At 35.2% G+C, this 26,633-nt stretch carries 30 protein-coding genes; all 30 read right to left on the reverse strand.

Features of this window, described 5'->3' with window-relative positions; translation table 11 throughout:
* Positions 1-14 precede the first annotated feature (14 nt).
* The 30 genes from flgA to fliG all read right to left on the reverse strand — a co-directional run bounded on the left by flgA (position 15) and on the right by fliG (position 26,616).
* Complete coding sequence (gene flgA / locus ACZ446_RS10925) at positions 15-974, reverse strand: flagellar basal body P-ring formation chaperone FlgA (protein WP_464392592.1); 960 nt, start codon at positions 972-974, stop codon at positions 15-17.
* Positions 975-1,024: 50 nt separating this feature from the next.
* Complete coding sequence (gene flgG, locus ACZ446_RS10930; protein ID WP_464392593.1) at positions 1,025-1,813, reverse strand: flagellar basal-body rod protein FlgG; 789 nt, start codon at positions 1,811-1,813, stop codon at positions 1,025-1,027.
* Positions 1,814-1,961: 148 nt separating this feature from the next.
* On the reverse strand, positions 1,962-2,717 hold the full coding sequence (flgF, locus tag ACZ446_RS10935) for a flagellar basal-body rod protein FlgF (protein ID WP_464392594.1): 756 nt from the start codon (positions 2,715-2,717) through the stop codon (positions 1,962-1,964).
* 12 nt (positions 2,718-2,729) lie between these two features.
* The gene (locus ACZ446_RS10940) at positions 2,730-4,139 is read right to left on the reverse strand and encodes a DUF342 domain-containing protein (RefSeq protein WP_464392595.1); all 1,410 of its coding nucleotides are present in this window, start codon (positions 4,137-4,139) and stop codon (positions 2,730-2,732) included.
* A 69-nt stretch (positions 4,140-4,208) separates the two neighbouring features.
* Positions 4,209-4,952, reverse strand: coding sequence for a sigma-70 family RNA polymerase sigma factor (locus ACZ446_RS10945; RefSeq protein ID WP_464392596.1), 744 nt, complete (start codon positions 4,950-4,952; stop codon positions 4,209-4,211).
* Between the two features lie 39 nt (positions 4,953-4,991).
* Complete coding sequence (locus ACZ446_RS10950; protein ID WP_464392597.1) at positions 4,992-5,351, reverse strand: hypothetical protein; 360 nt, start codon at positions 5,349-5,351, stop codon at positions 4,992-4,994.
* Positions 5,348-5,986, reverse strand: coding sequence for a flagellar brake protein (locus tag ACZ446_RS10955; RefSeq protein ID WP_464392598.1), 639 nt, complete (start codon positions 5,984-5,986; stop codon positions 5,348-5,350). The genes ACZ446_RS10950 and ACZ446_RS10955 overlap by 4 nt, the downstream gene beginning before the upstream one ends.
* A 21-nt stretch (positions 5,987-6,007) precedes the next feature.
* Entirely contained in the window at positions 6,008-6,910 is a 903-nt protein-coding gene (locus ACZ446_RS10960) for a MinD/ParA family protein (protein WP_464394397.1), read from the reverse strand.
* Positions 6,903-8,132 carry a flagellar biosynthesis protein FlhF gene (flhF, locus tag ACZ446_RS10965; RefSeq protein WP_464392599.1) on the reverse strand — a complete coding sequence of 410 codons (1,230 nt, stop codon included), beginning with the start codon at positions 8,130-8,132 and terminating at the stop codon, positions 6,903-6,905. The genes ACZ446_RS10960 and flhF overlap by 8 nt, the downstream gene beginning before the upstream one ends.
* Positions 8,133-10,205: a flagellar biosynthesis protein FlhA gene (flhA, locus tag ACZ446_RS10970; protein ID WP_464392600.1), complete on the reverse strand. Its 2,073-nt coding sequence runs from the start codon at positions 10,203-10,205 to the stop codon at positions 8,133-8,135.
* Between the two features lie 78 nt (positions 10,206-10,283).
* Positions 10,284-11,348, reverse strand: coding sequence for a flagellar biosynthesis protein FlhB (gene flhB / locus ACZ446_RS10975; RefSeq protein WP_464392601.1), 1,065 nt, complete (start codon positions 11,346-11,348; stop codon positions 10,284-10,286).
* 18 nt (positions 11,349-11,366) lie between these two features.
* Positions 11,367-12,152, reverse strand: coding sequence for a flagellar biosynthetic protein FliR (gene fliR / locus ACZ446_RS10980; protein WP_089720248.1), 786 nt, complete (start codon positions 12,150-12,152; stop codon positions 11,367-11,369).
* Between the two features lie 6 nt (positions 12,153-12,158).
* A complete protein-coding gene (gene fliQ, locus ACZ446_RS10985; RefSeq protein WP_089720250.1) occupies positions 12,159-12,431 on the reverse strand; it encodes a flagellar biosynthesis protein FliQ in 273 nt (90 codons plus the stop codon).
* 24 nt (positions 12,432-12,455) lie between these two features.
* Entirely contained in the window at positions 12,456-13,229 is a 774-nt protein-coding gene (fliP, locus tag ACZ446_RS10990; protein ID WP_089720252.1) for a flagellar type III secretion system pore protein FliP, read from the reverse strand.
* Positions 13,222-13,614, reverse strand: coding sequence for a FliO/MopB family protein (locus ACZ446_RS10995; protein ID WP_089720255.1), 393 nt, complete (start codon positions 13,612-13,614; stop codon positions 13,222-13,224). Before ACZ446_RS10995 ends, fliP begins: the two co-directional genes overlap by 8 nt.
* A 15-nt stretch (positions 13,615-13,629) precedes the next feature.
* The gene (fliY, locus tag ACZ446_RS11000; RefSeq protein WP_464392602.1) at positions 13,630-14,847 is read right to left on the reverse strand and encodes a flagellar motor switch phosphatase FliY; all 1,218 of its coding nucleotides are present in this window, start codon (positions 14,845-14,847) and stop codon (positions 13,630-13,632) included.
* Positions 14,837-15,844: a flagellar motor switch protein FliM gene (gene fliM / locus ACZ446_RS11005; protein WP_089720259.1), complete on the reverse strand. Its 1,008-nt coding sequence runs from the start codon at positions 15,842-15,844 to the stop codon at positions 14,837-14,839. The genes fliY and fliM overlap by 11 nt, the downstream gene beginning before the upstream one ends.
* Before the next feature lie 12 nt (positions 15,845-15,856).
* Positions 15,857-16,270, reverse strand: a complete 414-nt coding sequence (locus tag ACZ446_RS11010) for a flagellar basal body-associated FliL family protein (protein WP_464392603.1) — start codon at positions 16,268-16,270, stop codon at positions 15,857-15,859.
* Between the two features lie 31 nt (positions 16,271-16,301).
* Positions 16,302-17,135: an OmpA/MotB family protein gene (locus ACZ446_RS11015; protein ID WP_464392604.1), complete on the reverse strand. Its 834-nt coding sequence runs from the start codon at positions 17,133-17,135 to the stop codon at positions 16,302-16,304.
* Positions 17,125-17,934, reverse strand: a complete 810-nt coding sequence (locus ACZ446_RS11020; RefSeq protein WP_089720266.1) for a motility protein A — start codon at positions 17,932-17,934, stop codon at positions 17,125-17,127. The genes ACZ446_RS11015 and ACZ446_RS11020 overlap by 11 nt, the downstream gene beginning before the upstream one ends.
* Positions 17,935-18,144, reverse strand: a complete 210-nt coding sequence (locus tag ACZ446_RS11025) for a flagellar FlbD family protein (protein WP_089720269.1) — start codon at positions 18,142-18,144, stop codon at positions 17,935-17,937.
* A 72-nt stretch (positions 18,145-18,216) separates the two neighbouring features.
* Positions 18,217-19,872, reverse strand: coding sequence for a flagellar hook protein FlgE (locus tag ACZ446_RS11030; RefSeq protein WP_464392605.1), 1,656 nt, complete (start codon positions 19,870-19,872; stop codon positions 18,217-18,219).
* 129 nt (positions 19,873-20,001) lie between these two features.
* Positions 20,002-20,397: a TIGR02530 family flagellar biosynthesis protein gene (locus ACZ446_RS11035; RefSeq protein ID WP_464392606.1), complete on the reverse strand. Its 396-nt coding sequence runs from the start codon at positions 20,395-20,397 to the stop codon at positions 20,002-20,004.
* A 15-nt stretch (positions 20,398-20,412) separates the two neighbouring features.
* Positions 20,413-20,853, reverse strand: a complete 441-nt coding sequence (locus ACZ446_RS11040; protein ID WP_464392607.1) for a flagellar hook capping FlgD N-terminal domain-containing protein — start codon at positions 20,851-20,853, stop codon at positions 20,413-20,415.
* Between the two features lie 13 nt (positions 20,854-20,866).
* Positions 20,867-22,444: a flagellar hook-length control protein FliK gene (locus ACZ446_RS11045; protein WP_464392608.1), complete on the reverse strand. Its 1,578-nt coding sequence runs from the start codon at positions 22,442-22,444 to the stop codon at positions 20,867-20,869.
* A 108-nt stretch (positions 22,445-22,552) separates the two neighbouring features.
* The gene (locus ACZ446_RS11050; RefSeq protein WP_464392609.1) at positions 22,553-23,086 is read right to left on the reverse strand and encodes a MotE family protein; all 534 of its coding nucleotides are present in this window, start codon (positions 23,084-23,086) and stop codon (positions 22,553-22,555) included.
* 5 nt (positions 23,087-23,091) lie between these two features.
* On the reverse strand, positions 23,092-23,526 hold the full coding sequence (fliJ, locus tag ACZ446_RS11055; protein WP_464392610.1) for a flagellar export protein FliJ: 435 nt from the start codon (positions 23,524-23,526) through the stop codon (positions 23,092-23,094).
* Between the two features lie 10 nt (positions 23,527-23,536).
* The gene (gene fliI / locus ACZ446_RS11060; protein WP_464392611.1) at positions 23,537-24,844 is read right to left on the reverse strand and encodes a flagellar protein export ATPase FliI; all 1,308 of its coding nucleotides are present in this window, start codon (positions 24,842-24,844) and stop codon (positions 23,537-23,539) included.
* Positions 24,837-25,619 carry a FliH/SctL family protein gene (locus tag ACZ446_RS11065; RefSeq protein WP_464392612.1) on the reverse strand — a complete coding sequence of 261 codons (783 nt, stop codon included), beginning with the start codon at positions 25,617-25,619 and terminating at the stop codon, positions 24,837-24,839. Before ACZ446_RS11065 ends, fliI begins: the two co-directional genes overlap by 8 nt.
* Positions 25,612-26,616: a flagellar motor switch protein FliG gene (gene fliG / locus ACZ446_RS11070; RefSeq protein ID WP_464392613.1), complete on the reverse strand. Its 1,005-nt coding sequence runs from the start codon at positions 26,614-26,616 to the stop codon at positions 25,612-25,614. Before fliG ends, ACZ446_RS11065 begins: the two co-directional genes overlap by 8 nt.
* Positions 26,617-26,633 lie beyond the last annotated feature (17 nt).

Raw genomic sequence — 26,633 nt, forward strand, 5'->3', positions numbered from 1 at the left:
CCAAGATAATCTGATTAGGGAGACAAATACCTCACTTCATTTTCGGAAATAACTTCCGCCTGAAAGCGGTAACCTGAATTTTCATTTTCAACAGTTATTTCATCTCCCAATTTACCGCGCTCGCGAGCAGTAACATAACTGCTCAAAACAACATTGTTTTTAATTATTGTCACTTTCAAACGATCTCCCCACTGAACAAGATAAGGATTCTTAATCTGTTGGTATCTAAGATAATCTCCCTTTTTAAGAGTAGTTTTAAGCTCTTTTGTTCGCATATTTTCCCAGCTGCTAACTATCTGATCAGGATTTTGATAAATTATCTTTTCTGTAACTTCAAAATCACTTTTATTTAATGTCGAATTGTAAGTCAAATCTTTTAAAGCCTTATAAACTTTTTTCTTAATTCCCAGTTTGAATCTATAATATAATCGATTTTGAACCACACTATCTTTCACTACTTCAACTACAAGATTATTACTACCAAACCTAAAGCGCGAATGAGATGCAAGCTGCAGCTCATACTTACCAGCGGCTGTTTGATAGCTATCTGGATTATTTAATTCTTCAATAAATAGTTTTTCTAAATCAATCTGAAAAAAATCAGCTAATTTTTTTTCTACAAAAGCTCTAACTATAGAAAGTTCAATAGAGGCAGCTTTTCTTTCAATAGTTATTTTTTTGGGCATTATCAACCTAAAATCAGCATTATCATAGCCCAAATTTTTAATAGATAGTTCTACTAAAACCCTATTTATATATTTCTGATAACCAGGCTGAGGTGATTTAGATAACTTCAAGTTTTTTAGATTATTTAACTGTTCAGAACTCAGCTCAGCTGCAGTAATTTCTGCAATTTCACCGAGATAAATATCAGCAGACTCTACAATCTCTTTTTGCTGTACAGTCACCTCAAAAGCAGCTGCAGAATTTGTAAGCACTAAAAGTAATAATATAATTAAACAAAGCTTTTTCAAATCTTTTTCACCTCAATCAAGTCAAACAGAGATACCTATTTTAAAGTTAATTACCGTTTAAGCTGATTAGCTGTCTGCAGCATTTCATCAGAAGCCTGAATTGCTTTTGAGTTAGTTTCATATGCTCTCTGTGCAGCTATCATATTAACCATTTCTTCTACTACTTTTACATTAGACATTTCAAGAAAGCCCTGGGTAATTGTTCCAGTTCCATTAGTTCCTGGCGCTGATTGATTGGGCATTCCAGATGCAGTAGTCATTGAATAAAGATTACGACCCTCACTTGCCAAACCTGCAGGGTTAGAAAAATTATAAAGCTGGATCTGACCGGCTTCCTGCATCTGATCTGAGTCTCCAGGCTTATAACTTACTGTACCATCTGAAGTAATAGAAATACTTGTCGCTCCACGTGGAATATTAATTCTCGGATCAAGATAATAGCCATCAGCTGTCACAATATCACCATTACTGTCCATCTTAAAGGATCCATCTCTTGTATAAGCAAAATTACCATTAGGAAGCTGAATTCTAAAAAATCCATCTCCCTCGATAATCATATCTAAAGGGCTATCAGTATTTTGAATGTTACCCTGGGTAAAAATTTTCTGGGTACTATTTACCTTTGAACCATGACCAATCTCTATTCCAGTTGGAACTTCAGCCCCTTGAGCGTTAGGTGTTCCAGCATCTCTCATATTTGTATAAATTAAATCAGCAAAATTAATTTTAGATTTTTTAAATCCACTTGTGTTAACATTTGCCAGGTTATTAGAAATAACATCAATATTTGTCTGCTGAGAATTCATTCCTGTAGCAGATGTCCATAGTGCACTAATCATTTTAATCACTCCATAAAATATTTTTTTCTATAAATATTGATTTAGCTGCCGTATCTGTCAGTCAACAACAGCTTCTCAGCTTCCTTTACAGGTCCGGCTGATTTTTAAATCAAAATCTACAGCTTAATCTAAACCTAAAACTTAAACTTTAAGCTTTCCCAACTTCATTAATTACCTTTGATAAACTCTCATCCATAGTTGTTATTACCTTCTGATTTGATTCATAATGTCTACTTGTTTTTATCATCTGTACCATCTCTTCTACAATTTTAACATTAGATGTTTCAAGATAACCCTGAGCTAAAATTGCTTCTGATTCAACTGGACCATTACTTGTTTCGGCTTCCAGATAAAGATTGTCTCCCTGTTGAATTAGCTCTGCAGGATTTTCAAAGTTAACCAGAGCAATCTGGCTTCCCTGCAGGCCATTATTAAAACGAAGAACACCATTTTGATCAACACTAAAATCTTCACCAGCTATTAACTGGATCCTTTCTCCATTAACATCAAGAACAGGGTTTCCTGACTGAGTTACCAGTTCCGAGTTATTATTAATAGTAAAGTTTCCGTCACGACTGTAGCGAACACCAGCCTCAGTTTCAATTGTAAAAAATCCTTCTCCCTGAATTGCAAAATTCAGCTTATTATTGGTTCGCTGCAGATCACCCTGGCGCATATCTTTAAAACTTCTTTCCAGAAAAGCTCCGGCAGAAATTTCACCAATTTCCTCACTGTTTTTACCGGCTTCAATCCTATCTAATATCATCTCTGGAAAAGAACTTGTTACAGTTCCACTTTTTTTGAAGCCAGTAGTATTCGAATTTGCCAGGTTATTGGCGCGAATATTAGACTTTTTTTCTAAAACTCCCATGCTGGACGCTGCTGTATAAAGCCCCTTAATCATAATCTCACCCCCTTAGTCTGAAATCTGTCTAATTTCTTTATTAACTTCTTTAAATTTGCAGCCTGTTAATCTATTTTGAATTGTTTTTTTATCATGAACAGTTAAAATTTGAACTCCAGAAAAAATACATTTTTTTACCTGAACTAATGCCTTTGTTGAAACATTGATTTCCTCGTTTAATTTAACAAGAGTTTCTTCATTTTCTCTTTTTTCAGCGGTCAACTGATTACCTGCAGTCTCAAGTTTTTCTAAAAGTTGTCTTTTATCAGCTGGAAGTTTAATTCCGCGTTCTTTAATACTTTCCAAAAGTTCAACGCTTTTTTGAATTTTATTTAAATCAGATATTAGCTTCTCATTCTGGGCCTTTGTTTCCTTTAATTTTTCCTTTAATTCTGGCATCATTCCAATTTCAACTAAAGTTTTAGTTGCAAGACTTGATCCAAGTAATTTAGCGGTTATTTGATTACGTGCAGTAATTTTACCTCCTACAATTAATCCCTTACCTTCTGTAATTTCTATACTGTCTCTGGCTTTAATTCTACTGTGCATAACTGCCTCATATACTCGCACATTTTCTGCTTCTACTGAAGCATTTTCAACAAATTTTGCAAAAAAATCACCCTCAGCCCTGGCGCTGCCTTTGTTGCGGCCGATAAACCCCTTTTTTATTAGAATATTACCTCCGCTAATCAGTTCACAGGCTCCAGCTTTACCTGCAATTTCAATATCACCTTCAGCTTTAATTTTAAATCCTTCTTTTACATCACCATTAACTTTAACACTACCGACAAAATCAATGTTTCCTGTCTCTAAATCCACATCTCCATTAACAGTATAAACATCTTTTATCACAATTTTTTGGTATTCTCTCACTATTTGTCCATCTACAGCTGAGTATAGGCTTTTATCTTTTTTGACTGTGTTTTTTGATCTTGGTAATTTAGGATCTGCAAGCGGAGGTGGGCTTATCTCTTTCCCGCTGACAGTGATCCCATTCAATCCTGGTTCTGGATCAATTTTTGTAACTATCTGCTCCCCTACTCGTACATTATTTATTAAATCAAGAGAATGGAAATCCATTGTTCCATCATCCCGCATAGTTCCAGCTTGTTTCTTTTTTTCCTCAAAGTGATAGATTAAGTATCCATCTTCACCGGGAATAGGAGGTTTCCCTTCAGCTATTAATATTTTTTCAGAAAGAATATTATTCTCAACTATTTTATCTACTTTTTCCCAATCTATTCCGTATGTAATTCCTTCACTGCTGAGAATTTTTTCTATATCTTCTCGGGTTATTTTTGATTCATCATTATTTCGATTATCTTCAGTATCAATTTTTTCAGAAACTTCATCTTCTACTACTTCGATTATTAGAAATGCTTTTAATTTATCATCAGAAATTTCGATTCTCAAATTCTCCAAACTACTTACCTCCTAATATAAACTATTTAAAGACATTGTTTCTATTTTATCATGTTTTAAGAAAAATCTCTAAAAATATTCTTTGGAACGGCTTAACATCCCTCTTAACCTGCTTACTGCCTTTCTATGCAGCTGTGAAACCCTAGCTGCTGAAAGTCCCATAACCTCTGCAATCTCAGCCTGAGTCAATTCTTCATAGTAATAAAGAGAGACTATGAGCTTTTCCTTTTCTTTCAATCTATCTATTTTTTCAGCAAGTAATTCTACAGCCTCTTCTTTTTCAATTTTAGCAGCAGCTTCTTCAAGATCAGCTGCAATAATTTCTATCAACTCTACCCCATCAAAATCAGCAGAAAGAGAGATGTTCTCAGAAATATTCTGGTAGTATTCTAAAGTTCTTATCCGGTCAGGATTTAAATCAGTCAGCTGAACTAAATCTTCTTCATTTATATCTTTTCCTTTTTCTGCTCTTAAATCACTCTTCGCCTGAACCAGCTTTTTTAACTGGCTGCGCATCCCACTTGGAAGCCAATCTTTACGGCGCAGATAGTCTATAATCTCACCTTTAATCCTCGGCAGAGCAAAGGTAGAAAAATTATAACCGCGCTGATAGTCAAAATTTTCAACTGCCTCAATTAAACCTATGATTCCATAGCTTTCTAAATCATCTCGCTCAATATTATCAGGCAGCATAACCATAATCCTACCAGCAGCATATCTCACCAGATCAATGTGTGCTAAAATAATTTTTTCTCTGGCCTGCTCATCATCTTCATTTTTGTATTTTGCCCACAAAGATTCATCTAAAAGCATTGTAATCTTCCTTTAGTAAATTTATTATAGATTCAATTACTATTTATTTTGTTCTTCATACTCAATTTCTGGAGGATTAAAGGGAGAAAAATCTTCGCTAAATTCATCTGAATTAAATTCAGTTTCTGATTTGCTATCTGCATCAACTTCAGATTCTTCAGCTTCATTTTTTTGCTGATTTTCAATAACCTCTCCAGCATCTGCTTCCCCTGCATCATGATTTGAGTCAGAACTAAAATGATAAAAAATCATCTGAAAAACTAAAATAAGAAGGGTTACAGTGAATAAAAATTTAATTCCATTTATAAAAACAATCTTCAAACTGCTGCCCTGAAGCAAATTATAAATAACTGCTAATACATAAGCAGCAAAACCGGCTAAAAAAGATTTTAAAATCATTTCCCTAACCCTTTCTTTCTCAGCTGACGCTGCAGACTAAAGATCCACTGAATGATCTTTTCTCTTTCTCCTTGTTTAATATCTATAAATTTTATTCCATACCTATAAGTTTTAAAATCATCTTTGGATTTTCTAACAATCTCACCTTTAATTAATTCGTTCAAATTTATTAAATTTCTAAAAGAAAGTTTTATGATATCTCCCTCAGCAAATTCTTTTCTGGTTTTAATCTGCACACCACCCCCACTGACATCAACAAGCTGAGCTTCTTTTTTCATTACAGAGCCATCTTGTTTCTCTTTATGTAATTTGATAACCCCATCTAAATCAAGTCTAAAATAGTCGCGGCGCTGTATTCTTTTTAATTCTTCAGGTTCTTCTATCAGTATAAAATAGATCGGTTTTTTTATTCTCTGCAAAACAGTACTTTCAAATTCATAAGCAGCTCGCTCAGTTGTAAAATAAACATTAATCTTATCACCTTTTTTTACTGCTATAGGTGTGCCGTGCTGATAAAGACCAGTAATAACTATCCCAGCATCAACAAAGTCTGCCACTTTCGAAAGATAGATATCCGGATATTTATCTGATTTAAATTCTACTTCAATTTTTTGATTTATTTTTAATTTATCCATCATCTCAACTCCAGTAGCTTTTTAAGAATCTCCTTTGAAAAAGCCTATCATCTTATAGAAATAACTTTTTACTCCTTTTGCTGGCTTCTTTTCTCCACTAATTTTTCTGGCAATCTTTTCAAAATCTAAGGCAGCCCTGCGTTCAGGAAAAAGTTCTGAAAAAGGTTTCTGCTGTCTAATTGCATAACCAATTTTTTTATCTGAATTTACTGTTCCTAAAAGTGTTGACTCAATACCTAAATACTTCTCAATTGTTGACATCATTCTTTTGGCAGTTTTTTGAGCATCTTTTTGACTGTCAACCTGATTAACTACCATTTTCAAAGGTCTTTTGTAATTATGTTTAGAAAGAATTTTGATTAAACTATAGCTGTCCATCACTGATGTTGGCTCAGTTGTTAAAACGATAATTAGTTCATCGACAGAACGAATTGTGTTGATTATACTCTTAGATGCACCTGCCCCTAAATCAATCAGAAGATAGTCAAAGTCTTTTTCTAAGCGCGAACCAATATTAATTAATTTATTTATTGAATCTTTATCATAATCAATAAAGCTGTCATCCCCTGTGATTCCACTTAAAAGCTTGATTCCAGCCGGTCCTTCACAGATTGCTTCATCTAAACTGCACTCATCCCGCAGCAGATGACCCAGATCATATTTAGGCTGGACTCCAAGCATAATATCAAGGTTAGCCATCCCAATATCACTATCAATGATCAGCACTTTTTTCCCCAGTTTAGCAAGCTGGTAAGCAAAATTGCTGCTAAAAGTAGATTTTCCTACTCCACCCTTACCACTTGCTACAGCTATTGTTCTAGTAGAGCTAGCATTTTCCTCTGCCCCATTATTTTCAAAACTATTTTTCATTTCTTCTTTCTTTTCTTTCATCATTTCTTTTAGCTTAGCAGCCTGACTACGCATAGTAATCACCAAATAAATATTTTCTAATATTATCAGCCTCAGCAGCTTCAATATCTTCTGGAACATCCTGGCCAAAACTTAAATATGAAAATGGCAGACCATAGTTTTCTTTAAGATTAATTAAATCACCATAGCTTTCAGTTTCATCAAGTTTTGTTAGCAGAAAATGATCGGGATTAAGGACACCAAATTTATTAATTATTCTCTTTAAATCACTACTTTTGGTATTCATACTGATTACCAGATGGGTTTCGTCGATAAAATCAGCTTCAGTGTAAAGTTTAAGCCTCGCAAGCTGCAGCTCATCTTTCCAGCTGCTTCCTGGAGTGTCAATTAGTATTAAGTCACAGTCACTAAAGCGATTAGCAATTAAATCTGCCAGCTTTTCTCCACTGTAGGAGACTGCAAAGGGAAGATCAATAATATCACTGTAGGTCTGCAGCTGTTCAACAGCAGCTATTCTGTATGTATCAGCTGTAATTAAACCTACTTTTTTATTTTCCTCCATCGAAAAGTGGGCTGCGACCTTGGCCATAGTTGTCGTCTTACCAACTCCTGTTGGACCAATAAAGGATACAACTTTCTGCTTTTCAGCAGCTTCTATTCCAGCCTTAAAATTAAAATACTGCTGGCAGAACTCTGTAAGCTTATCTTTAAGTTCCTCGTCCGGTCTTAACTCTGCTTCCAGCTCTTTGATAAATTTTGTGACAAATCTTGATTCAACTCCCTGCCCCAAAAGATAGTTATATAAATTATTGTCAGCAGCAGAAATTGAATTATTAGACTTCTGGACACTTTTAATTTTTTCAGCCAGAACAGCTTTAGCAGATTTTCTATTCTCTACTGAAGATTCATTTTCCTGATTGCGGCTGTCATTTTTAGGCAGCTCTAAATCATTATTTTTTAGATCTGAAGTCTTGATTTCAAAACTTTCATCCTGATTGCGGATATCTAAATTTTTCCCTTTTGTTTTATTTGTTTCATCATTATTTTTTACTTCATTTATAAATTCTTTAATTGGATTTATATTATCAGGATTAGCTGCAGCTGTTTTAGACTCAACTGTAGCTAAAATCTCAACTTTTTTCTTCGCAAAAAAGCCAAAGAAACCTCCTTCTTTGTACTCTCTGCGGTCTATAATAACTGCTTCAGGACCAAGATCTGCTTTAACCTTAAAAATAGCATCCTGTATAGTTTCTCCAGTATATCGTTTAACCTGCATTTAATTTACTACCCCCTGTACCTGTAAGTCAACATCTGATTCTAACTCATTAAAGGATAGAACTATTAAGTCAGAAAAAGTTCGATGAATCATTTCTTTCAACGGGCGCCTAATCATCGGTGAGGTCAACAAAATTGGATCTCTTCCTTGTTCAAGCAGGCCCTTAACCTGTGTAACAACAGCATTAATAATATTCTGTGCCTGAGCTGGTTCTAAGGATAAATATCTTCCCTGGTCAGACTGCTCTACAGAATTTATCAACTGCTCTTCTTTTTGTGGGTCAATTGTTATTGCATAAATAGTATTATCTTCTGCAGTAAACTGGTTGCTTATCTGCCTGGATAATCCCTGCCGCACATATTCTGTTAAAACACTTTGATCTTTGGTTCTTGGTGCATGGTCAGCCAGAGTTTCGAGAATAATAAGCAGATTATTAATCGGGATTTTCTCCCAGAGTAAGTTCTGCAGTATTTTCTGAATCTCACCTAATTTTAATAAATCAGGCATCAGCTCATCAATAACAGCTTCATTATCTTCTTTAAAGTTATCAATTAGCTTTTTCACTTCTTTTCGACCTAAAAGCTCATGAGAATGTTCGCGTATTACCTCTGTTAAATGGGTTGCCATTACAGAACCGGGATCTACTACTGTGTAGTTTGCAAGCTCTGCATTCTCTTTCTGGGATTCTTCAATCCAAAGTGCTTCGGTTCCGAAAGCTGGTTCCTCAGTTTCAATCCCTGGAATATCTTCAAAAGTGTTTCCAGGATCCATAGCTAAAAATTTGTCTGGATACAGCTGATACTTGGTTAATTCCACCCCGTGCAGCTTTATTTTGTATAAATCTGGCTGCAGCTGCAGGTTATCAACAATCCGAATTGGAGGTAGAATAATTCCTAACTCAACTGCAATCTGTTTTCTGATATTACTTACCCTGTCTAAAAAGTCTCCACCCTGTTCGGGAAGTACCAGGGAAATCAAATTATAGCCTACTTCAATCTCCAATTTATCAACTTTAATCAGCTGTTTCAATTCTTCCTGCCGCATTTCCTGTTTTTGTTCTTCGCTCATCTCTTTTCGCTGCGGCTGTTTCTTCTGCTCAAGCTTATCTGTTTCAGCAGTTCTGACTATTAGATAAGCCAGCACAGCAATAAAAGATGCTAAAAAGAGAAAAGGAATGGTCGGCAGTCCAGGTACAAAACCAATAACTAAAAGTACACCTGAGGCGATAAATAAAGCTTTTGGCTGTTTTAAAAGCTGTTCTGTCATCTCATTACCCATATTATTATCAGAAGCGGCTCTGGTAACTACCATACCGGTTGCAGTCGAAATTAAAAGTGCCGGTATCTGAGAAACAAGTCCATCACCAACAGTCAGAAGTATATAGGTCTGGGCAGCCTCGCCGATCCCCATACCCTGCTGTAAGACACCAATTACTAAGCCACCAACAATATTAATAAAGGTAATTATAATCCCAGCAATTGCATCACCTTTAACAAATTTACTGGCACCATCCATGGCTCCATAGAAGTCGGCTTCCTGCCTTATTTTTTCTCTTTCGCGTTTTGCTTCTACTTCATCTATAACACCTGCATTTAAATCTGCATCAATACTCATCTGTTTACCAGGCATCGCATCAAGGGTAAATCTAGCTGCTACCTCAGCAACCCTTTCTGCACCCTTAGTAATTACAACAAACTGGATAATTACGATGATTAAAAAGATTATTAAACCCACCACATAATTACCGCCGACAACAAAATCACCAAAACTCATTATAATTTCTCCAGCATAACCCTGCCCCAGAATTAAACGGGTAGTAGAAATATTCAAACCCAACCTAAACAATGTTGCAAAAAGCAGCAGGGATGGAAAAACTGAGAGATCAAGTGGTTCTGTTGTATAAATACTGACCAGAATAATCACCATGGCAAAGGTAATATTAGCAGCCAGCAGCATATCAAGCAGCATAGTTGGCAGAGGTATAATAAACATTACAATTATACTTACTACCATTAAAGCAAATACTATATCTGTATTTTTAGTTATTTTAGAAAAAACTAAACTGTTATCCACTAATTATTTACCTCCAAAACTTCCTTCAAACTTACAAATAAATTTATAATAAAATTGATATTAATATTTAAAATAAAATTAGTACTTTTCATTTTCCCTAAATATCCTGGCTAAAATTTCAGCAACAGCCTGATAGAGCTCTACTGGAACCTGATCTCCTATCTCGGTCATTGAATTTAAGGAGCGAGCCAGTGGTTTGTTTTCTACAACTTCAATTTCAGCCTCTCTGGCCTTTTTCTTTATCTTCTGAGCAACAAAGCCTTCACCCTTAGCTATAATTTCTGGTGCATCCATCTCGTCTAAATCATATTTTAAGGCTACAGCAATATGAGTCGGGTTGGTGATTACAACATCTGCATCTTTAACAGAAGACATCATTCTGTTCATGCTCATCTCCCGCTGGCGCTGTTTACGCTGCTGGTTAACCATTGGGTCACCTTCCATCTCTTTTCTTTCCTGTTTAACCTCATATTTAGACATCTTTAGATCTTTATTATGCTGCCAGCGCTGATAAAGGAGGTCAATTATTCCTAAAATCACCAGAGCAGCAATAATCGAAAAAGCCATCTTACTGATCAGTGAACTTAAAACAACAATCGACTGAGTTAAATCCTGATGCAGACTTTCTTCGAAGATATCAATATTTTTAGACAAAATATTATAAGCAACAGCTGTGATTACAAACAACTTAAAAAGCGATTTAAACAATTCCATTAATGACCTTAGAGAAAAAATATTTTTGGCACCTTTAATCGGGTCAATTTTCTTAAGATCAGGCACCAATGATTTGGTAGTAAATAAGGGACCAATCTGCAGAAAATTAACTAAGACACCTGCTGCAGCTGAAACAATCATTATCGGTGCAATAGTTCTAATAGTTTTGATAAAAGCTGTCATTAAAATATTATAGGCATTGTTAATACTGAAAGGAGATATAATTAGCTCACTAAAATAAAATCTAATTTCCCCAATAACAGTAAAGATCATCTGCTGCATTAGGAAGTAAAGCAGGATAAAACTTGCGAGTAAGGTAAAGGCCTGGCTTATCTCTTTACCCTTTGCTACATTACCTTCTTCACGGGCTTCTTTTTTCCGCCGGGGAGTAGCTTCTTCCGTTTTTTCTCCAGTTCCACCATCAGGCATGATCTCTCCCCTTTCCCTTTAGGGACTTAACAATCTAAACAAACGAGGTATTTCATTAATAATATCAAAAATAATTTCAGAATAAAAGTTGTTTAAAACTGGTATTAAAACAAATAATAAGAGCAGTCCTGCCAAAATTTTCATCGGTAATCCAACCACAAAAAGGTTCATCTGCGGAACCGATCGGGCTAAAAAGGCAAGTATTACATCAAGCAAAAATATCGCTCCAGCTATAGGCATTGCAACCTGCAGTGCTAAAAGAAACATATCTGCACTTCTGCGAAAAAAGTAAAGCCAAATCTGGGAGCTGAAATTAACCTCACCTGGAGGAATAATTTTAAAAGAATTACTTAAATGTTTGATTAAATAAAGGTGGCCGTCAACTGCCAAAAAAATCAAAGTTAAAAAAATGTTTTTATACTGACCAATAACTGGAGAATTAATACCGCTAAAAGGGTCAACTACGTTCGCAATCCGAAAACCCATCCGCATATCAATTATCTGGCCCCCCAGCTGAACTGCAGAAAAAACCAAAAATACTGCAAGCCCCATAAATAGTCCTACACTTAATTCGCTCATAATCTTAACTAAAACGAGGATGTTATTGGCAGGATAAATTGGCTGAAAAGAATTGATTACTACCGGCATTGTAACCGCAGTTAAACTTAAAGCAACTAAAACTTTAGCCTGAAAGAAAATCACCTGACTGCTGAAAATTGGAGTTAAAAAGAAAATGCCTAAGTAACGGCTAAAAATAAGGGCAAATAAAAATATAACTTCATTAATTAAAATATCTTCTGGCAAAATTTATCACCCACCTAAATAAAGGGGGATATTCCGCAGCAGTTCCTGCACAAACTCAACAACTGTGGTCATTATCCAGGGACCAAAAAAACCGATAGCTGCTAAAACTGCAAATATCTTAGGCACAAAGGCTAAAGTCTGTTCCTGAATCTGAGTTGTGGCCTGGAAAATAGCCACTAAAAGACCAGTAATCAAACCAGCTCCTAGAACAGGCATAATAACTAAGATTACCGTGTATAAAGCTTCTCTGCCTATATCTAAAACTACCGCTTCTCCCATTTTTTCCACTCCCGTAAATTAAAATTAATTAAAAGTTTCAACTAAAGATCCAATCAAAAGATGCCAGCCATCTGCGAGTACAAATAGTAAAATTTTAAAAGGAAGTGAAATAATAACAGGCGGCAGCATCATCATTCCCATTGACATCAAAATACTGGCCACAATCATATCGATCATTAAAAATGGTATATAAAGCAAAAACCCTATTTGAAAAGCAATCTTGATTTCATTAATTAAAAATGCAGGAATCAAAACATATGTAGGCAGATCCTGCCGGTTTTCAGGCCGCTCGATTTCTGAAAGCTCAGCAAAAAGACTCAAAGAACGTTCATCAACCTGGTTAAACATAAACTCTCTTACAGGATTAATTGTATTTTCATAGGCAGTTTCCAGACTAATTTCCTCTTCCAAATATGGCTGAAGGGCATCCTGATTAACCACCTGCAGCACAGGAGCCATTATAAAAATTGTTAAAAAAATTGCTATCCCAATCAAAACCTGATTTGGAGGCATATTATTTAAGGATAAAGCCCTTTTCAAAATAGAAAAGACTATAATAATCCTGGTAAAAGAAGTAAATAAAACTATAATTGCGGGAGCAAGTGAGAGTACTGTTAATAAGAGCAGTATTCTCAGAGATAAAACTAAATCCTCTCCCTCATTGGCTTGATCATCGTTATTTGAAATTTCAAAGGAAATATCAGGTATATTAAAATCCTGAGCAGATACTACTGAAGTAAAAATTGGACTAAAAAGTAATAGTGCTATAACAGCAATTAAAATTAAACGCTTATTCATCCTGATCACTGCCGGAATTCTGATTTCGCTTATTTTTTGAAATATTTTTATTCTGGTCTATAATATTTTTCAACTTTTCTTTGAAATCAACTTTTGCTGTCTCATTTTCTTCCAGCTCTTTTAAATCAAAATCAATTTCTGAGATCGGCCAGCTTTTTAAAAAATTTAATTCTTCCTTACTCCCACCCAGCATTACAATATCATTATAGACTTTAACTAAATAAACTGTTTCACCATTAAAAAGACGCAGGCTGTCGATCAGCTTTAATTCTTTAGTTGTAGTGAAGTTAAAGCGCTTTTTTATAAAATAATAGATGGCAAGGATAAAACCGATCACCAGGATTAAATAAAAGGCCATCTTAAATGTTTCCCACATATAATTCATCTTTACACCACCAGGTTAAAGAGTATTTAAACGTTCAGCTGGACTAACAATATCTTTAACTCTAAAGCCAAAGTTTTCATCAATTACTACTACCTCACCTTTAGCAACTAATTTACCATTAACTAAAAGATCTACCGGTTCACCGGCAAGTTTATCCAGCTCAATAATTGAGCCGTCTCCTAATTCTAAAATATCTCTAATTTTCATTACAGTTTTACCAAGCCTTACAGTTACTTCTAACGGAACATCCTTTATCAATTCCATATTATTTGGTAGAGGTTGGGTTTCATGTTCACTGAATTCAGGGAATTGAGCTGAATGAACATCAACTGTTTCTTCTGAAGAAATATTTCGCGAACTACTGCGCCTCTGCTGACTGCCGCTGTTAGCTGCTGCCGGGGCTTTTGCTGCAGTACTTTTTGAAGCAGCCTCATCTTTAGAAGTTGTTTTTGCTTGAGTCTGCTCTGGCTCTGCTTTTGGAGCAGCTTTCTGAGCAGTTGATTGCTCTTCACTGTCATCAGTGCTGTTGTCCATTAAACCTGTTTGACCTGTAAGTAACGACTCAGCCAAATTTTTAACAAAGTTATAAGACGAGAGCTGTTTGAATGTACTATCAATTAAATCACCAATCTTTAAATTAAATGAAGTTACAACTATTTCTTCTTTAGGGTCAAACCAATCTCTTCCCTCTTCCATTACATCATCTAAATTAATAAATTCTGCTTCAGGAGGAGAAATATTGACCAAACGATCTAAAATATTGGACATCGAGGTAGAAGCTGCCCCCATCATCTGGTTCATTGCTTCTCCAACAGCACTAATTGAAATCTCATTTAACATTTCACTTTCTAGACCCTCCAGGCCGTCTCCCCCCATCATTAAGTCTGCAATTACAGCTGCATCTTCAGTATTTAAAACAAGAATACTTAAACCTTCTATCCCTTCAACATACTCAACCTTTACTAAAACACAGGGACGATCATAATCCTCAATTAATTTCTGGAAAGACATTAATTCAACCTCAGGTGTTGTTATATCTACCTTTTGGTCCAGCAGTTTGGAGAGCGCTGTAGCAGAGGAACCCATTGCAATATTGTTTACTTCTCCTATTACATCAATCTCATCAGGAGTTAATTCGACCGACTTAGCTTCAGTTTCATTATCTTCATCATCCTGATTATTCATTAGTGCATCTATTTCTTCCTGTGATAAAAAATTACCCTCATTCGTCATTGACTTCACTCTCCTCAAATAAATTTTCTGCTACTCCAACAATTTGTATCGCTTTATGACGGTTTTTACTGCCAACAACCGCCTGGTATTTATGATTATTACCAATTTTTAGTTCAGCATTTTCTTCTACTTTTTTATCAAGTCTAATTACATCACCGGGATGGAGATATAAGAAATCTTCTACAGTAAGCTGAGTACTGCCAAGTACTGCATCAACTTCAACCATTGCATCATTTAAGCGCTCTTTAAGTTGGGCAATATGTTCGGCTGTCTGCTTTTCTCTAGTACTGGAAAACCAGTACTGAGCATTTAGGTTTTTTACTATTGGTTCTAAAACAATATATGGTAAGCAAATATTTATTAATCCTTCTGTGTCTCCGATCCTGGCTGCTAAAGTAATAATAATTGTCATATCACTATCTGGTACAACCTGAATGAAATTTGGATTGGACTCCAACTCCAGTAACTCCGGCTCAAGTTCTTCAATGTTGCTCCAGGCCTCTTTAAAATCAACTAAAAGCCAGTTCATAACTCGCCTCAGTACAACTCGCTCAATGTCAGTAAAAGAACGGACATCTGAAATTGGTTTACCAAAACCACCAAATAATCTATCTATAATTCCAAATCCTATTTCCGGGTTGATCTCAAAAATAAACTGGCCGCTTAAAGGTTCAAGCTTATTAATACTAATAATTGTTGGTTCAGGTAGTGAGTTAATAAATTCCGAATAAGCAAGCTGTTCAATTGAAACTACCTCAAAGTTAACCATACTTCTTAATTTTGTAGAAAGAGTTGTAGTAAAGATTCGAGAAAGGTTATCATGAATCATCTCCAAAGTCCTCATCTGCTCTTTTGAGAGCTTATCAGGCCTTTTAAAATCATATTCTTTTATCTCTTTTTCATTTGATTGTTCCTTAGCCTCTTCGACATCAATACTACCACTGCTTATTGCAGAAAGAAGTGAATCAATTTCATTTTGATTTAATACATCAGCCATCTTAATTCCTCCTTACTGCACAACCAGTTCTGTAAACCAAACGTTTGTAACTTCTCCTGATCTCAGAATTTCATTTACCTCAGATTTAATTATTTTCTTTATTGTTTGTGCATTAGCTTCTTTTAAAATACTTTCATTTTGAGAACGTAAAGTTGTAATGATTGCATCTCTAACCTGGGGCTTTCTTTTCTCTAATTCTTCAATTAGCTCGTCCTCTTCTATTTCAAATACCAGGCTTGCTCTAATAAAATTAATCTGGCTGTTATTAGCAATATTGACCACAAAATCCCCTACGGTATAAGTAGAACGGATATCTTCAATATCAAAATCTTCCTGCTCATCATCAGCTACAGAAAAATAGGTAAAAAAAGTGAAGCTTGCTACTCCAGTTATTATAACAACAAGTACGATTATTAATGTAAGCATTTTATAATTTATATTTCGGGTATCTGCCATATCAGCTGCCTCCTTCATCGGAATTTGTTCTGGTTTGGTTATTTGCTGCTGTTTCTGCTTCATTTAAAGTATTATTTATATTATTAGTCATTGTATTATTAGCTCCATTATTTTCGTTGTACTGTGAATTTAAAACTACTACTTCGACCCTTCTATTTTTGGCCCTTCCCTCTACAGTATTATTAGAAGCAACAGGTCGATACTCAGAATAGCCTGCTGCAGAAAGTCTTGCCGGGTCAAAGTCTCTTTCTTCGATTAAAAATTTAATTACATTGACTGCTCTTGCAGTTGATAGTTCCCAATTCGAGGGGAACTCATCTGTTCTAATTGGCAGATCATCGGTATGACCCTCAATCATAATATCATTTGGGATTTCAATTAAAATATCAGAAATCATTGCTAAAACTTCTCTACCCTGTTCTCTAATATCTGCTCTTCCTAACTCATAAAGTATTTCGCCGGTTAAACTAATGACAAGTCCTTTTCTTTTGTTTTCAACATTTACTCGATCACCTAAATTATTACTTTCAATATAATTATCTAATTCCTGCATAATCTGCTGTATATTTTCTGGTGCCTGGGCAAAATCTTCGCCAATATTACCAGCCTCAATATTTGCATCAGGGGTAATAGTCTGACCTCCATCTAAAACTCCAAGCTGATTCTGCAGAGCAGAAATAAAGCCCTGGAACTTTTCTACATCCATCGATGAAAAAGAATATAAAAGGACAAAAAATACTAAAAGCAGAGTCATCATATCACCAAAAGTGGTCATCCAGGCTGGAGATCCACCTCCATCATCACCATTCTTGTTATTTCGATTTTTACGAGGCATTTTCCCTTACACCCACCTCTCCACTTTCATTTATTCTGGCTTCAACCTCTTCTTTCTCCCCTTCAGAGAGGAAAGCATGAAGTTTTTCTTTAACAATTCTTGGGTTTTCACCAGCCTGTATAGAAAGAATTCCTTCAATCATAACTTCTTTAACGTGGATTTCGTGGTTGCTTTGTGTTTCTAAATTTTTAGAAAGGGGTATAAATATCCAGTTTGCTAACAAAGCACCGTATAAAGTTGTAATTAGAGCTACTGCCATTCCGGATCCTAACTGAGTCGGGTCATCAAGCTGACTTAACATCTGAACCAAACCAATTAAAGTACCAATCATACCAAAGGCAGGTGCCAGCTGACCCATTGTAGCAAAGATACCTCTTCCTTTTGTGTGGCGTTCCTGTAAAAAAGTTAATTTTGTTTCTAAGATACTTCTAACCAATTCAGGATCAGTACCATCAACGATTAACTGAATTCCCTTCTGCAGAAACTCATCTTCCATTTCTGCTGCATCATCTTCTAAAGCTAAAAGTCCCTCTCGTCTTGCTTTTTCAGCAAAATTAACAAGGCTTTCAATTATATGTTCTGATTCCATTTTATCATCTTCAAATGATACTCTTAATAAATTTGGAATGTTTTTTAAATCATTGAAAGTATAACTGATCATTACACCGGCCAGGGTACCACCTAGAACTACCAGGGCAGACTGAAGGCTGACAAAGATTATTACATTACCACCCAGTACTGCTACTGCACTAAATATTATTGCTCCTGCTGCTAAACCAATTATTGTTGCTAAATCCATTTAAGATCTCTCCCCTGTTCTAGTAATTCCGGCCATAATTTTTTGTCTATAACTTATTACCTTTTCGACTATATCTGCTGCTGAATCCTTAACAAGCAGTTTTTTTCCATTACTTAAGGTAATTACTGTATCCGGAGTTTCCTGAACTTCTAAAATAAGTTCAGCATTTAATATGAAATTTTGCCCGCTTGTCCTGGTCAATTTAATCATCATACACTTCCTTAATTATAATTATCTCTCAGGCTGAAAAATTTTCATTTCAGCCTGAGAGTTTAATTCCATTTATCTTTTAAGATTAACTAATTCCTGTAACATTTCGTCTGAGGTTGTTATTAATTTTGAACTTGCCTGGAAACCTCTCTGAGCTGTGATCATGTTGGTGAATTCCTGAGAAAGGTTGGCATTTGACATTTCTAAAGTTGAAGGTGCTAAAGAACCAAATCCACCCTGAGCTGCTGCACCTAATTCTGCGTCTCCAGAGTTACTGGAGGTCTGGAAAACTCCTTCTCTTCTTGTTAAACCAGCAGGGTTAGAGAATAAAGCCATTCCTAATTTAGCCTGAATCTGAGTTAAACCATTACTGTAAGAGCCAATAACATCACCTGTTTCAGTAAAGGAAAATGACTCTAAAGAACCTGCTTCATAACCATTGATGTTGGAAAAGTTAGCTGTCATTCCATCACTATTTGTTTCCTGTGAACTACCAACTGCAAACTGAGTCAATTTAGAGAAATCAAGCTCAACTGTTTGTTCTTTCCCTGGACCAGCTGGAGTGAAATTTAGTTCAGCAGTTTCTCCACTTTCAATTTCACCTTCTTCATTAAACTTGATTATATGGTCTGTTCCTCCAAAAATAGATTCTAGATTGTCATCCACCTTAACTTTACTGTCTATTATTGCCCATTCTCTATTTCCAATTTTTTCAATAGGAAGTAAAACAGAATGTTTACCACCAAGGCTGTCAAAAACATTTATAGAAATATCTCTTTTAGCTGTTTGCTTAAAAGAAAAATCGATAGATTCATCATTATTATAGTTAGACTTTATAAAACTTACACCATCTTGATTTAAAGTAGTACCTAAAGTAAAGTCTAGCTGATCAGAATTTGCTGCAACACCATCAATTTCAACAGTTATTGGAGAAGTTACATTTGATCCACTAGCATCAGTAATATTTGTAATTTCACCTTTATTATTTAAAAATATATTACCAGTATATTCATTATCAGAATCAAGTGGAATGTCAAAAGTTGTGTCTTTATCTTCAGCTTCTAAAGTATATTTCCAAACATTATGCTGACCATCAACTGGCTCTATTGAAAAATTAATATTGTCAGATACTGTTCCATCACTAACTTCCATACTACTTTCTACAACCTGCAGGTCATTAATAATATTAGCTTTTAAATTCTTCCCAAAGCTAACCTGATCAGTTGCCTGAGCACTTATTTCCTGCTGTAGTTGAATATCTCCAATATTATCACTAGTGAAACCATCTACATATTCTCCATTTGAATTTGCTGTCCAACCTTGAACTAACATCCCAGTACTAGCAGAATACAGTCTACCTCTCTCATCAAAATTAAAATTACCAGCTCTAGAATAAACCTCTGTATTGCCATCTCTTAAAACAAAAAACCCATCTCCCTGAATTGCAACATCTGAAGTTTTTCCAGTTGACTGCAGGTTACCAGAAGACATATCAGCATCTATACTACCAACTCCTACACCAAGTCCAACCTGCTGTGGGTTAGTACCAGCACGGTTATCCTGTGGTGCAGAAGCCCCTTGAATTGTTTGATTTAACATTTCCTTGAAAGTAACACGGCTGCTTTTAAATCCAATTGTATTTACATTTGAAATATTATTACCTGTTACATCCATCATCTGTTGGTGGGTATTCAAACCTGATACACCAGCATACATCGATCTTAACATATAATTTTTCCTCCTTCATTACTTATCGGAGTCCTACTGTTATCGACAGCAAAACAGAGCTCCCTGAAAAAGGTCCAGCTCATATCCGATTTAAGCTAATTATTTGATTTTTAGCTTAAAATCTTTCTTTTATTTCATAAAAACTGCACTATCTATATTAGTAAAAACATTATCATCCATACTTGCCTCATCTACAGCTGTGACTACAGTATTATTTTCTACACTAACTATATAGGCTACATCATTAACCATTACCAGTGAATCTCTGGCTCCTTTATTTCTAGCCTTTTCCACTCCTGTACTCAACTTAGCAAGTTCAGTTCTGGAAACTGGTATAGCACGAGAATTAATTCTTTTTTGAGCATGTTTGGAAAATGAGAGTTTATTTTCCCCATCCATCTTCTCCCCTAAAATTTCTTTAAAAGAAGGAGAATCTGAGTTTTTATTCTTTTGGACAGCTCTATTCTGATGCTCTCTTCGTTTGAGAGGCTGTATAGGTTGATTTATTTTTAATCTGTTATCCATTTAAAACACCTCTTTTTATGCTTCTTCTGCTCCAAGGTTCTTAACCTGGGTAATATAAGTAATATCAACTTCTGAACCGTTATCAAGTACTGCAAATACCTGCTCTCCTTGTGATTTAACAGCATCAACAACACCTGTTAGCTGGACATCTTCTACATTAGCAGTAATCTCTTTACCAATTAAGTTACTGTTATCAATTACCTGGTTAGAACTTAATTTATCTTCCAGCAGTGAGTAAAGTTTTTCAGTTTTTTCAAGAGAACTAAACTCTGCCATCTGGGCAATAAAATCTCGGTCTTCCATTGGATTTAGAGGATCTTGATTCTGAAGCTGGGTTATTAAAATCTTAAAAAAAGCATCCTGGCCCAGTCCATCATTTGCCTCAAGTGACTCTCTTTGAGTTTCCTGCTGATATTGTGTGCTCTGAGTAGAACTCACACCATACACATCTGACATTTAACTACCTCCTTTAGACAATCAAATTAAGCTTTCCTTTCGAAAAGGCAGCTCTATTGATTATTTCCTGCTGTCTCATGACTAGATTTTCACCATCCAAATTGTCTAAGCCACTCTTGTTTAAAGATCTTTGTACATAATACTGACCCTGGAAAAACTGTCTCTGTTCATATTCCTGATTTTGACCGGTTTCTCCATCACTAAAAGCTGATTTTTGGTCATTTAAGTTAAACTCATTCTGCTGTTCAACCTGTCGGGGTCCTACTTTAGCAGTTTCTATTTTAAACTGCTCAATATTAATCCCTTGTTTAATCAGATCAGATTTTATTTCCTGCATGCTGCTTTCTAATTGAGTCTGAACCAGCTTATTTTCCACCAGCATTTTGGCATCAATTTTACCATCATTTAGATTAAGTTTAACTTCAATTTTGCCGAGTGACTCTGGTTTTAGCTCGATGTTCATTTCGTTTTTAGCAGCTGAAAATTCTCCTTTAAACTGCTGTACAAATTGATCTTTTACAGGCATTTCTCCTTTTAGTTGAGTTTGATCAAGGACAAAGTTATTAGACTTTTCACCAACATTCAGTTTTGTATTTAATGAAGAATCAGTACCTAAAAAGTTAAAATCAACTACTTTTTTGTCAGCAGTATTATCAGCTTTTGCAGTTTCGAAGATCAGTTTAGAATCAAACTCTATGTTCTGCTTTTGATTAGGTGAACTAAACAGTTTAGATAACTGTTCATTTTTAGAATGATTATTTTCAGTATTTTGCGCTGTCTTTTCCTGACCTAGCTTATTTTGGGCAAGAGTTTTCTGCTCAAAATCAACCTTCTGACTTAACTTATTTTGATCAGAATTAATAAAAGCTAAGCTTTGTTTCTCAGCTCCAGCTGTTTGAACCTGCTCATTGCTTTCTATAGAAGATGTTTTATCAGCTTTAGACTCTGCTTGAACTTGAAAATCAAAGTAATCAGCAAACTTTTCTCTGAAAGCCTGGTTTTCAATTGAAATATTTTTTTCTGAATCAACTTCTTTTAACAGATTTAGCAGTGAAGCAAGCTGATCGTTTTCAGCTAAATCAATTTCAGAATTTGATATTAAATTTTCCAAATTAGAAATTAATGCTTTTAAATCAGCAGTGTTTAACTTTGAAAACTCTAATTCAGTTCCAGCAGCTTTAGAAATCAAATCATCTCCACTAGCTTCTAAAAGTCCAGCATCTCTAAGTAGTGAATTTAATTTATTTTCTTCAATACTGCTTAAATCAAGCTGAGCTAACTGAACAGCTGCTTCCTCTGCAGTTTCCTCCAGCATTTTTTTAGTGTCTTTTTCTGAAGGAAGTTGACTTGATTTTGAATTCTCCTTTTTGGAACTATCAACTGCTTTAACTGACTCTTGTTTAGAGGTCTTTGATTTTTCGATTTCTTTAAACTTTTCTTGAGCATCAGATTTATTGTCTTTACTCTGAGCAGCCCTCATTTTTTCAGCAAAAGAACTTTCTGAACTACCTTTATTCCTGTTTCTACTGCTTTTTTTTATTTCTTGCTGAGGCTGAAAGTTGTATTGGTTTAGTGCAATTGCTTCTCTCAATTTCTCACCTCCTTTCAGTGCTTTTTATCTAATTTTTGTTTATCGTTATTTAATTTAAAACTTCTGTTTTGTTTAAATTTAGAATAGTATAAGTTAAGATAGAAATTATTACTGACTCAACATGCTCATAATCTCAGCAGCTCTATCCTGAGATAAAGACTCAATTACTGCTGCTGCCTGATCTTCTTTTAGCCTAGAAATGATTTCTACAGCTAGGCCCTGCTCCATCTGCATAATCACAGCTGCAGCTGCTTCAGGCTCCATCCGGCGGTAAATTTCAGCAACTTTCTCATATTTAGCTTCTTTATCTTCTCTATTAGCCAGAAGTTCATTATAATCGCTTTGAATTTCAGCAATTACTTGATCCCGTTCATCAATTTCTGCTTTCAAATCTTCAACCTGAGCTTCTAACTCAGCAATCTCTGCATCTTTTGTGGTGATTGCCTGCTGGAGTTCCTGGTTTTTATTTTCCAATTGAGTCATTTCAGCTTGACTGATTAAATAGTTATTTAAAAAGGGTATTTTAGAAGCTATATTATAGGCTGCAGTCTTGACGTCAATTACTCCCAATGCATCAAGTGACCAGCTGAGCATTGCGAAAAGAACTAAAAATAATATTAAAAAATAAATGAATTTTTTCATCTTTTTTATCTACCACCTGTACCATAGTGTCTGCCGAGTTCATCCAGTTCCTTTTGTTCGGCTGCTAAAAATTCTTTGAAGAATCTTTTGCTCTCTTTTTCTTTTAGTTTCTCAAGGGTTTTTCTTTCTTTCTTTTTTTCCATCATGTATTCAAACTGTTTTTTTACTGCTTCAGCTTTTTCAGCCTGTTTTTCTTCAATCTTTATTTTAACAGCTCTTAATCTTTTTAAATAATCCCTCATTTCAATATGAGAGTCAATATCATGGTCATCTGTCCTTAGATTATCAAAAACTTCCTCTTTTTCCAGCTCTAATTCTTTAATCTGTTGATTTATTTCTCTTAATTCTTTTTTTAAATGTAAATACTTGTTTTCAGCCTGTTCTTCTTCTTTATTTCGTAAAGATAAAATTTTTTCAAATTTAAATTTATATCCACTCATTTATCTCATCCTAGTTTGAGGCAATTTGCTTTAAGCGTTCAACAGTATCATGATAATTTGCTTTTTCTTCTATACCCTGTCTTAAAAAAGAATTAATTTGTCCAATTTTTTCAATCGCTTTATCCACTTCCGGGTTTGACCCTCGTTCATAAGCTCCAATATTAATTAAATCTTCAGACTGGTTATAAGCAGCAAGCCACTGCTGTACCTTTTCAGCAGCTTTGAGATGATCCTTATCTACTAGATCATTCATTATTCTGCTGACACTGCTTAGAACATCAACTGCTGGGTAATGGCCGGACTCAGCCAGTTCTCTAGACAAAGAAATATGACCATCTAAAATACCGCGGACAGTATCAGATACAGGTTCATTAAAGTCATCACCTTCAACTAAAACTGTATAAAGTGCTGTTATAGAACCTAAGGCATTAGTTCCTGTTCTCTCCAGAAGTTTTGGTAATTCTGCAAAAACAGAAGGTGGATAACCTCTGGTAGCAGGGGGCTCACCTATAGCTAAGCCAACCTCTCTTAAGGCCATGGCAACTCGAGTTACTGAGTCCATCATCAAAAGTACATCTTCACTCTGGTCACGAAAATATTCTGCAATAGCAGTTGCTATACTGGCGGCCTTAACTCTTAAAAGAGCTGGCTGATCAGAAGTCGCAACAACAACAATAGAACGTTTTAATCCTTCTTCACCAAGATCTTTTTCGATAAAGTCCCTGACCTCACGACCTCTCTCTCCAACAAGTGCAATGACATTAATATCAGCATTTGTATTTCGCGCAGCCATTCCAAGCAGGGTTGATTTTCCAACACCACTACCGGCAAATATACCAAGGCGCTGACCCTTACCACATGTTAGAAATCCATCGATACATCTCACACCTAAAGAAAGTGGCTGTTTAATTCTTCGTCTTTTGAGTGGATCTGGTGGTCGGCGGTTAACCTCAACAGCTGTACCCATATTTTTATAGTCGCCATTAAGAATATTTCCGCTTCCATCGATGATTTTCCCAAGCAGATGTTCCCCAACATTTATTTTGAGTTTTTCGCCTGTAGCAACAACTCTTGCTCCGGGTTTTATACCCTCCATCTCACCAATAGGCATCATCAGAATTTTATTATCATCAAAGCCAACAACCTCTGCCTTAACATCACCCTGGTCGCTTTTGATTAAACAAAGCTCTCCAATTGAAGCTTGGGGACCTATAGATTCAATTACCAGTCCAATAACTCTGTTTATATGGCCAAAATTTCTGGTTGTATCAATCTGATTAAGTTTTTCTTCGAGTTTATCCATATCTAAATCAAACACTGGCCTCAACCTCTTTTAAAAGTTCTTCCCTGATTAGCTCAATTTTATGTGAAATACTTCCTTCTTTTCCACCAAGACTGCTTTCTACAATACAATCACCTTTTTCAAGTTCATAATCGCCCTTAAAGTTTAGATTTTTTTCTTGAAGGCGAGCATAAAGATTGTTTTGTTCCAGGTAAGGTAATAAATCTGGATGGATTCTGACCGTTATATTATTGTGGCTCTCATCAATTTTGGAGAGCATATCAGAAACAATATTATTAATAATTTCAGGTTCATCCTCCAGCTTAACATCAATAATTATTTCTGCAATTTTTACTGAAAAATTTATTATATTTTTTTGTGCTTCGACTCTTTTCTTTTTCATTTCATCTTCAAAAGAACTGGCAGTTGAAAGTAATTCGTTTACAACCCTATCAATTTTATCTTGAGCTGATTTTAGTGATTCAGCTTCAGCTTCTTTTTTTATTTTGGAAAAAATTTCCTCTTTTTGTAATTCGATTTCTTTTTTTTCTTTTTGAGCAGCTTCAATTATTCCTGCAGCCTTTGATTTTGCTTCAGCTATAATTTTCTCTGCCTCAACTTCAGCTTCTTTTCTTTTCTGTTTAGATAAATCTTTTTTTGCATTCGTCTGTTGTTCAATATTTTCTTTATTATTTTTCTCATTATTTTTATTAGAATTTTCTTCTGCTTTTGGGTCAAAAGAAAGAGATTTTTTGTGGTTTTTAATTTTATATTTACCTATGATTTGAGAAGCCTTAATAATCTTAGACAACTACTTCACTCTCCCCACCTCTTGCAATCACAATTTCTCCACTTTCTTCTAGTTCTCTAATCACATTAACAATTCTCTGCTGGGCATCTTCTACCTCTCTAATGCGCACAGGTCCCATGAATTCTATATCTTCTTCCAGCATTTCTGCTGCTCGCTGAGACATATTACTCTTAATAATATTTTCAACCTCATCACTGGCTGTTTTCAGAGCCAAAGCAAGGTCATGGGTTTCAACCTGACGCAGCACAAGCTGAACAGCTCTATCAGTAAGCAGTACAATGTCTTCAAAGACAAACATTCTCTTCTTAATTTCTTCTACTAATTCAGGATCGTCTTCTTCTAATTTATCAAGAATATTTTTTTCTGTTCCTCGATCAACCTGATTTAAAACATCAACAATTGACTGAATACCTCCAGCACGAGCATATTCATTACTGGCAACAGCAGAAAGTTTCTTCTCTAAGACATTTTCAACTTCTTTAATAATTTCCGGAGAAGTTCTGTCCATCACAGCAATTCTTTTTGCTACCTCACTCTGCACATCAGTAGACAGCATCGAAATAACCTGAGAAGCCTGAGTTGGATCAATATAGGCTAAAATCAAAGCAATTGTCTGTGGATGTTCACCCTGAATAAAGTTTAATAACTGAGCAGGATCAGATTTGCGAATAGAATCAAATGGTCTTACCTGTAGAGTTGCAGTCAAACGATTAATAATTCTTCTGGTTTTATCAGGACCAAAAGATTTTTCTAGAATTTTTTTGGCATAATTTATACCACCGGAATTAATATAGTTATTCGCCTGCTGCAAATTAATAAATTCCTGCTGGATTTCCTTCTTCAAACCGGGATCAATTTTATTTTGATTAGCAATTTCTAAAGTCAATTTTTCTACTTCTTCATCGTCTAAGTGTTTAAAGATATCAGAAGAAATTTCTGGTCCCAGTGATATTAAAAGTATTGCTGCTTTCTCTTTACCTGTAAGTTCATCTCTCATAATAATTCCCTTTCAAT

It is taken from the genome of Halanaerobium sehlinense, assembly GCF_055379485.1.

Coding starts and splice junctions, on each gene's coding strand:
- flgG (WP_464392593.1), bottom strand. CDS start 1,813: ATGATTAGTGCACTATGGACATCTGCTACAGGAATGAATTCTCAGCAG.
- flgF (WP_464392594.1), bottom strand. CDS start 2,717: ATGATTAAGGGGCTTTATACAGCAGCGTCCAGCATGGGAGTTTTAGAA.
- ACZ446_RS10945 (WP_464392596.1), bottom strand. CDS start 4,952: ATGCTTTTAGATGAATCTTTGTGGGCAAAATACAAAAATGAAGATGAT.
- ACZ446_RS10950 (WP_464392597.1), bottom strand. CDS start 5,351: ATGATTTTAAAATCTTTTTTAGCCGGTTTTGCTGCTTATGTATTAGCA.
- ACZ446_RS10955 (WP_464392598.1), bottom strand. CDS start 5,986: ATGGATAAATTAAAAATAAATCAAAAAATTGAAGTAGAATTTAAATCA.
- ACZ446_RS10960 (WP_464394397.1), bottom strand. CDS start 6,910: ATGCGTAGTCAGGCTGCTAAGCTAAAAGAAATGATGAAAGAAAAGAAA.
- flhF (WP_464392599.1), bottom strand. CDS start 8,132: ATGCAGGTTAAACGATATACTGGAGAAACTATACAGGATGCTATTTTT.
- flhB (WP_464392601.1), bottom strand. CDS start 11,348: ATGCCTGATGGTGGAACTGGAGAAAAAACGGAAGAAGCTACTCCCCGG.
- fliQ (WP_089720250.1), bottom strand. CDS start 12,431: ATGGGAGAAGCGGTAGTTTTAGATATAGGCAGAGAAGCTTTATACACG.
- fliP (WP_089720252.1), bottom strand. CDS start 13,229: ATGAATAAGCGTTTAATTTTAATTGCTGTTATAGCACTATTACTTTTT.
- ACZ446_RS10995 (WP_089720255.1), bottom strand. CDS start 13,614: ATGAATTATATGTGGGAAACATTTAAGATGGCCTTTTATTTAATCCTG.
- fliY (WP_464392602.1), bottom strand. CDS start 14,847: ATGACGAATGAGGGTAATTTTTTATCACAGGAAGAAATAGATGCACTA.
- fliM (WP_089720259.1), bottom strand. CDS start 15,844: ATGGCTGATGTATTAAATCAAAATGAAATTGATTCACTTCTTTCTGCA.
- ACZ446_RS11010 (WP_464392603.1), bottom strand. CDS start 16,270: ATGCTTACATTAATAATCGTACTTGTTGTTATAATAACTGGAGTAGCA.
- ACZ446_RS11015 (WP_464392604.1), bottom strand. CDS start 17,135: ATGCCTCGTAAAAATCGAAATAACAAGAATGGTGATGATGGAGGTGGA.
- ACZ446_RS11020 (WP_089720266.1), bottom strand. CDS start 17,934: ATGGATTTAGCAACAATAATTGGTTTAGCAGCAGGAGCAATAATATTT.
- ACZ446_RS11025 (WP_089720269.1), bottom strand. CDS start 18,144: ATGATTAAATTGACCAGGACAAGCGGGCAAAATTTCATATTAAATGCT.
- ACZ446_RS11030 (WP_464392605.1), bottom strand. CDS start 19,872: ATGTTAAGATCGATGTATGCTGGTGTATCAGGTTTGAATACCCACCAA.
- ACZ446_RS11035 (WP_464392606.1), bottom strand. CDS start 20,397: ATGGATAACAGATTAAAAATAAATCAACCTATACAGCCTCTCAAACGA.
- ACZ446_RS11040 (WP_464392607.1), bottom strand. CDS start 20,853: ATGTCAGATGTGTATGGTGTGAGTTCTACTCAGAGCACACAATATCAG.
- ACZ446_RS11050 (WP_464392609.1), bottom strand. CDS start 23,086: ATGAAAAAATTCATTTATTTTTTAATATTATTTTTAGTTCTTTTCGCA.
- fliJ (WP_464392610.1), bottom strand. CDS start 23,526: ATGAGTGGATATAAATTTAAATTTGAAAAAATTTTATCTTTACGAAAT.
- fliG (WP_464392613.1), bottom strand. CDS start 26,616: ATGAGAGATGAACTTACAGGTAAAGAGAAAGCAGCAATACTTTTAATA.